This window comes from Microbacterium sp. P2_F9 (assembly GCF_056403635.1).
On sequence record NZ_JBFUFC010000194.1, the window covers coordinates 1 to 7,464 of the forward strand.

Below are 7,464 nucleotides of genomic sequence, written 5' to 3' on the forward strand. Positions count from 1 at the left end.
GCGCCAAGGAGGAGTGGCAGCTTTCGGATGCTGATCTCGATGAAGTTCTCGAGTGGATTCCCTCACAATCTCAAGGCCGGACCCATAGCCTCTGGGCAGTGACTAGGACTGCAACCGGCGTGTGCTTGATTCGCCTGCGAGGCATCGACCTCGACACCGAACCGGACCAACGGCCAATCTGGGCCAAGCAAGTCTCCCGATAGGGCGCGGAAGCCGGTCCCTCAGCGGTCCTCTGAGGCGTCCGGGTCATACATAGCGAAATCGCCGGCCACGCGAAGGCTCGATCCAATCTCTCGCTGCAGGTCACGTACGAGTGCGTCGCCTTCAGCGATCCATTTGCGTCCGACCGCCGGGTCCGGCCACTTGATCTCAAGCACAGGATCGAGAACGACCTCCCACGTCCGGTTCCACGCCCTGAGTCGCTGACGTAGTTCGGGAGAGATGTCGATCGACCGGGGAACTACCTCTCGCCCGCCCCACTCGGGAAAGACGAGCAGGGTGCTCATACGTGATTCCCGTTCGATAGTGTCCACCCTTCGACGGTAGCCCGACGATGCCCGCCAGCGTTGGGCCGGCCGGTAAGCCGGTCCCTCAAATCGCGCTGACGGTGACGGCATCGCGGGTGATCGCGAGCTGGTCATCTCGAGCAACAGTCTGAATACGGTGATGGAGTGTTCGCCGGTGCCGGTCGGTTCCAACCTGGCCTTGGGAGTGGTGACGGCGGTCGCGATCGCGCCGGGGATGAGGTGTCGTAAGGGGCGGTAGGCGACGGGTTCGTGACCTTTTCCTTCTTTCCGGGGGGTGGGCGGTCAAGAGTTCGGGGGCGTTGTGGCGCTGGTGAGCAGGACGAGGTGTGTTGCTTCCTCTGCGCCGAGTCCGATGAGGGCGGAGCCGCTAGAGATCGTCTGGACGATGACGCGTGTCACTGTGCCGTCGTCGGCGACCTGCATGAAATTCACTACGGAGTCTGTCCCAGCTACCTCAGCGACAATCGGCAAGCCGGTCGCTTCAGTCGCTGACGCGATCTGGTCCGAGATCGAATCGGCCTCGGATGCCTGGTCGGTGACCCACACGGCTGCGTACGGGGATGGATCATCCGCGCCAGAGGCGGTGCCCAAGAAGGCGCACGACGGTGGCGGCGAATCGCCGAGGTCTTTGATCGAAGCGGGGACGTCTGCGGCTTTGAGTTCGCTGTCGACGTGGAATGTGTCGCTTTGGCTGATKACGGCGTCACTGAGCGACTCGGGGCAGGGCAGGAGTGCTGGCGCGCTTGTGCACGCCGACAACGCGGCGACGCAGGTTCCGGTGAGGGCGAACGCCACAATCGCTCTCTTCGCTGACTGCCCTACGCAGTTCGGTGCGTCGATTCTCAAGAGGTACTCGCTTTCCTGGCTCTGAGCGCCGTCATCACTGTTGATGCACCTGGCGCGGCGCTGTAAATCCACTCATGGCCGAAACATACGCCAGCGCATAAGCGGCGGGCGCGTAAGCCGGTCGTGCGCGCGCACGGACCCGTCACTACGACTGCGATGCGGAGTCGTGTGGAAGACCGCCCGTGATTCACGTTGCTCCTCGAGACGCGCGACAGTTTCGCGCACAACAGTTAATGTCCGGCATCGCCCATTTGGTTCCACCAACCTGTCGGCGGTCACCTTAGCCAACGAGCCTCCAACCCGAGATCTGTGCACAGCCGGTCGGTCGTGGTCGGCTGGGTGGCTTATCGTGTTGTGGTTCCGTATGGCGGCGCGTTCGAAGCCTTCCCCGATCGAGGTGACATGCAGCAGAACGAAACGCCCCCGGACTCGGCCCTTCTTTTCCGGATGATCCACGGCGACGATCTCGCGCTGCGCGGCCTGTTCCGCCGCCACGAACGTCGCCTGTATGCGGCCGCGCTGGGAATGACGAAGACCAGCTGGGATGCGGAAGAAGTGGTCGGAACCGCGTTTCTGGAGTTGTGGCGGCGACGTGACAGCGTCCGCATCGTGGATGATTCCGCGCTGCCGTGGCTGTTGACCGTGGTTGCGTACGCGGCGAAGAATCAGTTGCGCGGGCGGCGCCGGCATCAGCGTCTGCTCAAGCGGGTGCCCCGACCCGAGCCCATACCAGATCATGCGGACGAGGTTGCTCGCGTCGTGGACAGTGAGGGGTTCTCGCAGCAGGTGCGGGCGGCACTACGGGATGCCGGCCCGCAGGATGCGAGCGTCATCTTGCTCTGCATCGTGCAGGAGCTGAGCACCCGCGACGCCGCGATCGCCCTCGGCATCCCCGAAGGCACCGTGAAGTCGCGACTGTCCCGCGCGAAGGCGAGACTCCGCGACCGATTGAGCGAGCACACATCATTGACCGAGGAGGTGGCGCGATGACCGAGCAGCGTGGAATGCCGCACAGCGCCCTCATCGAAGATGTCGTCGTGGGGCAGATGCGAGAAGACCTGACCCGGCCGAAATGGTGGGCAACCATGTGGGGCCGGATCAGTATCGCGGGATCCGTCGTCGCCATCATCGGGGTCGCCGCTGCCGGCATGATCGCGCTCAACCAAGCACCTGTCACCCAGCAACTGATCGTGCACTGCTTCGCCACGCCCACGATCAACTCGGGCGGCTACGACGGGACGGCCGTCGCGATCAGCGATGGCGGTCAATCAGTGCCCATCAACGACGCGCTCCGCGTCTGCCGTGACGTGTGGGCCTCCGGCGCCCTCGCGCCCGGAAAGGACCCGCTCAGCGCCGAACAGACCACCGCAGCGGTTCCCGAATCCTTCACCGCCTGCGTCATGGCGGACGGCAGCGCCGCCGTCATCCCCGGGCGCATCGCCTGCTCCGAACTGCACCTCCACCCCCTGGAGCACTGACCCAGTCCGGAACCGACCTCAGATTCGGTCCACCCCCGCCCTGTCCCCACCGTGCGAGGGTCCCTCAGCGGGACGAGCCCGGGTCACGCAAAGTGGATCGGTCCCCGGCTGCCGGCACACTTGCGTGCGCCGAGAGCGAGGGCTTGCGAGCGAAGTCCCGGTGCGTGATGTTCGCACCCGTTAGGTTCGATTCCGTGACTGCTTCCGGAGAGCGAGAGACGCTCGCCCGAGTCACAGACATCGCATCGATCGTGGGGTGGGTTTCCGCGCTCATTGCTCCTGCGGTTGTCTTCCTCGTGACCACCTCTGCGCTGTTGCAGCGACGCAACGATTACTGCGCCATCGGAGCCACCGAGATCAGTGGTCAGTGGGAGTTCTCGCTTATTCCGCTCGGTCAAACATGCAGTCAACAAATGTCAACTGAGGGGTGGGTCGCCCAATGGATCGCAGCACTAATCGTCTCCGCGGCGACGTTGGTCATGGTCTCCGCCTGCGTGGTCGTAAGCGTCGCGTGGAGGAAAGCCGGTTCGGTCCCTGGCTACGCGAGGTGGTTGCTGTACGCAGTGGCCACGGGTGGTGTGCTCGCGCTCGTGGTGTGGCTTCGGATGTCCTCGGTGGATAGCTACATCGATCGGGCGGGCGTGTCGCTCGGGATCGTCTGGTCTTGCACGCTTGCCTTCGGTGCGGGCCTAGCGACGACAGCGCTGGTCGGCTTCGTACGATATCTCTACCGGGAAGGCCGTGAGGGACTAGTCACATAGCGGTCCCTCGACGCGACAGCTCAACTCCGCCAAACGGATCCTCGCCTACTACTTCGGTTCGCGATTCACGGCGTTTGGAATGTTGTCTGGGCGCGGTGTGACTATTCGGGTGGCTGCGGACACTATGAAGTGTGGTGGACGATTCGGATGAGATGGTGTGGCGGTTGGTGCTGTCTGGCGACACTCGCCGGTACGGCCTGATCTGGGACCGGCATCGCGACCGAATCTTCCGGCACCTGATTGCCAGCGGGAACAGCGCGACGAGCGCGGAGGATCTCACGGCGGCGGCGTTCCTGGAGTTGTGGCGTCGCCGTGACGCGGTGCGGTTCGTGGACGGGTCGCTGCTGCCCTGGCTGATCGTGACCGCGCAGAACATCTCCAGGAACGCCGCCCGGGCAAGGCGTCGGTACGATCGGTTTCTGGCTGCCTTGCCCGCTCCGTCCGTGGTGCCCGATCCGGCCGATCCGATCGCCGATCGCGACCACGAGCACCTGATCGCGTTGCGGGAAGCGATCGCCGCGGCACGTCCCGCGGACGCGACGCTTCTGGCGATGACGGCGTTGGAGGGGTTCACGACCCGGGAGGCCGCGATCGCGTTGGGGCTGTCCGAGTCGGCCGCGAAGATGCGGCTCACCCGTCTCCGTGCCCGCCTTCGCACGGCGGTTATCGCCCATCCACTTCCTGAAGGAGGGTCATGATGGCGAACTTCACCCCGGAACGCTCCGACGCGATCAGAGCGAACCTGATCAACCATGTCGCCGAGAACCCGCAGCCCCGTCGGCGCCGTGCGCTCTGGGCGTCCGGGTTCGTCCTAGCCGGTCTTCTCATCGGCGCCGGGGCCTCCGCGGGAGCATTCGCCGCCACCGGAATGCTCACACCCACCCCCGCGCAACCCTCCGGACAGCCCACACCCGCCTACCCGGACGCGGTCGCCGCACCCCCCGGGGTGACGCCGGGCGCACCCATCATCGCTCTGCTCGGCGACCCGATCACCCGAACCTTCGACACGACCACGCAGATCTCCCTCGACGACCGGCCTGCCGCGGCCACCCACGCCCGGGTCACCCTCATGCCGTTGACACCTGGGGCGCTCAACTGGGGAACCGATCCAGGAGGCAACAATCCCAACGGAGGCTGGAACGCGCAGTACCTCGCCTCCGGTGTAGATCCTTCGACTTGGTACGACTTCCCGCTGGACGATACCGTCCACACCCTCTACCTGAACCCGACCGACTTCAGCGCAGTCGTGACCGTGCAGTACATCACTCAGATACCCACTCGTCTCGGGATCAATGCGAACGGGCAGACCTACGGCGTCGAGGGTTCGATCGAGGGCCGGCCCGACCTGATCACCGCGATCGGCATCGCGCCCGACGGAACACAGGTCGTGGGTTACATCTTCGCGAGCGAACTCGATGGCAGCAGCCCCGACCACCCCGGACTCCCCTCCTCGCCCGACGAAGCACTCCGTTGGCAGGAAGAGACCCAACAGAAGTACCCGAACGGATGGACCATCCCCGTCTACACCTCCGACGGCACAACCCAGATCGGCACCTTCCAGATCAACGGCTGAAACAACTCACCGCCGTCCGCGGTGGGTCTCTGAATGCAGCAGGTGAGTTGTTGGAAGATGCTCGAGCGCCAACCCGATGATCGCGCTCCGCGGTGGGTTTGCTGCGACGGGGCCGCGGTTCCCTCCGTGCGACGCGTGACCGTCCGCTGCCCATGGCAGATTCCTGCAATTTGCGTCGTGGGTGTCAGGATTCGGTCCCGTTGTGCATTTACAGGTGTAGGGCTGCTTTCCACAGGTCGAAGGGCTGACCGGTGAGTGGGGTGCGAGGATGTCGAGGCTGGCATGACTGCGAGGGATGTATGCGGGACGGGTTCGATGTGCTGTACCGCGAGCAGCATGTGGCGTTGGCGCGATTCGCCCGTCGTCAGGTGGGGGATGCGGCGGCCGAGGATGTCGTGGCGTCGACGTTCGAACTGGCGTACGCCAAGCTTCGAGACGATCACCCGCATCCGGTTGGGTGGCTGTTCCAGACGGCTCGCAACCTCATGAAGGCAGAGTTGCGCAGTCGGGAACGGGAGCGTCGGGCGATGCGGGATGCGGACATCGTGGCGGTGCGAGACATGGGCGATGACGATGTCGAGACCGTCCGTGCTTTGCTGGAAACGCTCCCTCCCGGTCACCGTGAGGTGCTGCAGCTGACCTATTGGGATCGCCTCGCGGCCAGCGACGTGGGGGTTGCGTTGGGGTGTTCGGAGCAGGCGGTGTGGAAGCGGATCAGCCGCGCCAAAGCCGCGCTGCGCGCTGCGTGGGCGTCGAACGATGCCGCGCTGTCACGGGAGGAGACGCTAACCGATGTCTGACCACCTGCTCTCCGAGTCTGAGCTTGACCGCCTGTTGATGGCGTCCAGCCCGTATGACTCCAACCCCGACTCTCTTGATCTTTTGCCTCCCCATCCCGGCCAGGCGGTTGGGGCAACCACGCGAAGCCGCACGGTTCTTGTGCGCCCGCGCTCACGTTGGGCGTGGGTTGCGATTCTGGTGGCTGGTATCGCTGGCGGTATGGGGATTTCGGCGGCCGCATTTGCGAGTACGGGCTGGTTTGGTGCCGTACCCGTGCATGTCGAAGCAGAATGGCCGGACCTTGGTGATTCGATTCCGGCTCCAGCCGGCGTGTTGCCCGGGGAGCCTGTGGTGTCCCTTCTGGGCTCTCCGACGGTAGCGACGGTGTTAGGTCACAGCGAGGTTGCGCTCACGGATGTTCCTGAGGGAGCGACGCATGTGAGAGTCACCGTCGTCTGCATGAGCAGCGGGCTAACGACGTTCGGGACCGATACGAATCCCTCCGCCAATCCCGGAATCGCCTGCTCCGCGGGAGATGTCGCAAACACCTCCGGAACGACCTGGACTGACATTGCCATTCTGGGAAGCGGTGGGGTCCTTTACGTTGATACCGCGCCGAGCGGAGGGGCATCGATCGCCCTTCAGTATCTGAATTACTTGCCGACCAGGTTCGCGGTAAACGCTAACGGCGAGACGTACGGGGTGGACGGAGGACCACTTGGCTCTCCCGATCTGGTCGCTGTCGCGGGGGTCAGCCCGAACGGCGACCCCATTAAGGGTTACGCGAGATCCGCCGACTTGAACTCCTTCTCTCCGGATCATCGGGATCAACCGCGAAGCCCGGAGGAGTCTGTCGAATGGACGAAGCAACGCGCTCAACTCTTTCCGGAGGGTTGGGACATCGCCATCTACTCAAGCGATGGGACCACGAGGATAGGGGCATTTCATATCGCCCTCCCGCGAGAAACCTGATTCAACGCCCGCAACCAAATCCGTGGACTCGTCCCGCCCTGCGTCCGGCGACCGTCTACCCTTCGTGAGACAACTCACCATCGCTATCGATTTCGCTTCCGGAATGATCACGAATGCCAATACGGCACGGGACGCCGAACCGATTCTCGAGACCCGCATCGGAAGCTGAAAACGGGCGAAACACGGGATCCCCGCCCTGCCCTCGCCAATTCGCACGGGCTGTTAGCTGCCGCGGACCCGCAGTAGGGGGTGCCTCAGCGGGCGGCTTCGGTTGGTGGAGTGGCTGCTTAGCCCTCGTCCAGGAAAACGCCGATCTGGTCGCCTGCCTTGACGAATTGAAGGGCGCCGTCCGGGTAAGTAGCGCGTAGTTCCTCGGGGGCGTTGCTGTCCACGAGCATCTCGACCGTGGCCGGAAAGGCTCCCACGCGGCACGCGGTGTACGCGAGACCTGAGATTGACCAGGAGTTCTGGTCGATCTCTTGTTCCGCGGGGATCGCCGCGGTCGTGACGACGGCGAAGCAATCACC

The 7,464-nt window shown here is 64.4% G+C and carries 11 protein-coding genes; 8 read left to right on the forward strand and 3 right to left on the reverse strand.

Translation table 11 applies throughout. The features are described from left to right. Window positions 1-203, forward strand: a 203-nt coding sequence (locus AC1DVT_RS16330) for a hypothetical protein (protein ID WP_477390035.1), incomplete at its 5' end; no start/stop codon positions are given. Window positions 204-221: 18 nt separating this feature from the next. Here AC1DVT_RS16330 and AC1DVT_RS16335 read toward each other — a convergent pair. Together AC1DVT_RS16335 and AC1DVT_RS16340 are read right to left on the reverse strand one after the other, a co-directional pair. Then, the gene (locus tag AC1DVT_RS16335; protein WP_477390036.1) at window positions 222-533 is read right to left on the reverse strand and encodes a hypothetical protein; all 312 of its coding nucleotides are present in this window, start codon (window positions 531-533) and stop codon (window positions 222-224) included. A gap of 276 nt (window positions 534-809) precedes the next feature. Next, window positions 810-1,445, reverse strand: coding sequence for a hypothetical protein (locus AC1DVT_RS16340; protein ID WP_477390037.1), 636 nt, complete (start codon window positions 1,443-1,445; stop codon window positions 810-812). Window positions 1,446-1,700: 255 nt separating this feature from the next. Here AC1DVT_RS16340 and AC1DVT_RS16345 point away from each other — a divergent pair, with 255 nt between their 5' ends. The 7 genes from AC1DVT_RS16345 to AC1DVT_RS16375 all read left to right on the forward strand — a co-directional run bounded on the left by AC1DVT_RS16345 (window position 1,701) and on the right by AC1DVT_RS16375 (window position 6,937). Next, complete coding sequence (locus tag AC1DVT_RS16345; protein WP_477390038.1) at window positions 1,701-2,363, forward strand: RNA polymerase sigma factor; 663 nt, start codon at window positions 1,701-1,703, stop codon at window positions 2,361-2,363. After that, window positions 2,360-2,851 (forward strand): hypothetical protein, encoded by a 492-nt coding sequence (locus tag AC1DVT_RS16350; protein WP_477390039.1) that lies wholly within the window; start codon window positions 2,360-2,362, stop codon window positions 2,849-2,851. Before AC1DVT_RS16345 ends, AC1DVT_RS16350 begins: the two co-directional genes overlap by 4 nt. A gap of 194 nt (window positions 2,852-3,045) precedes the next feature. Beyond that, window positions 3,046-3,612, forward strand: coding sequence for a hypothetical protein (locus tag AC1DVT_RS16355; RefSeq protein ID WP_477390040.1), 567 nt, complete (start codon window positions 3,046-3,048; stop codon window positions 3,610-3,612). 134 nt (window positions 3,613-3,746) lie between these two features. Next, window positions 3,747-4,310 (forward strand): RNA polymerase sigma factor, encoded by a 564-nt coding sequence (locus AC1DVT_RS16360; protein ID WP_477390041.1) that lies wholly within the window; start codon window positions 3,747-3,749, stop codon window positions 4,308-4,310. After that, window positions 4,307-5,185, forward strand: a complete 879-nt coding sequence (locus AC1DVT_RS16365; protein ID WP_477390042.1) for a hypothetical protein — start codon at window positions 4,307-4,309, stop codon at window positions 5,183-5,185. Before AC1DVT_RS16360 ends, AC1DVT_RS16365 begins: the two co-directional genes overlap by 4 nt. Window positions 5,186-5,484: 299 nt before the next feature. After that, window positions 5,485-5,985 (forward strand): RNA polymerase sigma factor, encoded by a 501-nt coding sequence (locus tag AC1DVT_RS16370; RefSeq protein ID WP_477390043.1) that lies wholly within the window; start codon window positions 5,485-5,487, stop codon window positions 5,983-5,985. A 331-nt stretch (window positions 5,986-6,316) separates the two neighbouring features. Beyond that, entirely contained in the window at window positions 6,317-6,937 is a 621-nt protein-coding gene (locus AC1DVT_RS16375) for a hypothetical protein (protein WP_477390044.1), read from the forward strand. A 287-nt stretch (window positions 6,938-7,224) separates the two neighbouring features. Here the strand turns inward: AC1DVT_RS16375 and AC1DVT_RS16380 are convergent. Beyond that, window positions 7,225-7,464 (reverse strand): hypothetical protein (locus AC1DVT_RS16380; RefSeq protein ID WP_477390045.1); only part of this gene is annotated, 240 nt, incomplete at its 5' end.

Excerpts from the sequence above, each read along its gene's own strand:
- AC1DVT_RS16350 (WP_477390039.1), top strand. The coding sequence starts at position 2,360 with ATGACCGAGCAGCGTGGAATGCCGCACAGCGCCCTCATCGAAGATGTC.
- AC1DVT_RS16365 (WP_477390042.1), top strand. The coding sequence starts at position 4,307 with ATGATGGCGAACTTCACCCCGGAACGCTCCGACGCGATCAGAGCGAAC.
- AC1DVT_RS16370 (WP_477390043.1), top strand. The coding sequence starts at position 5,485 with ATGCGGGACGGGTTCGATGTGCTGTACCGCGAGCAGCATGTGGCGTTG.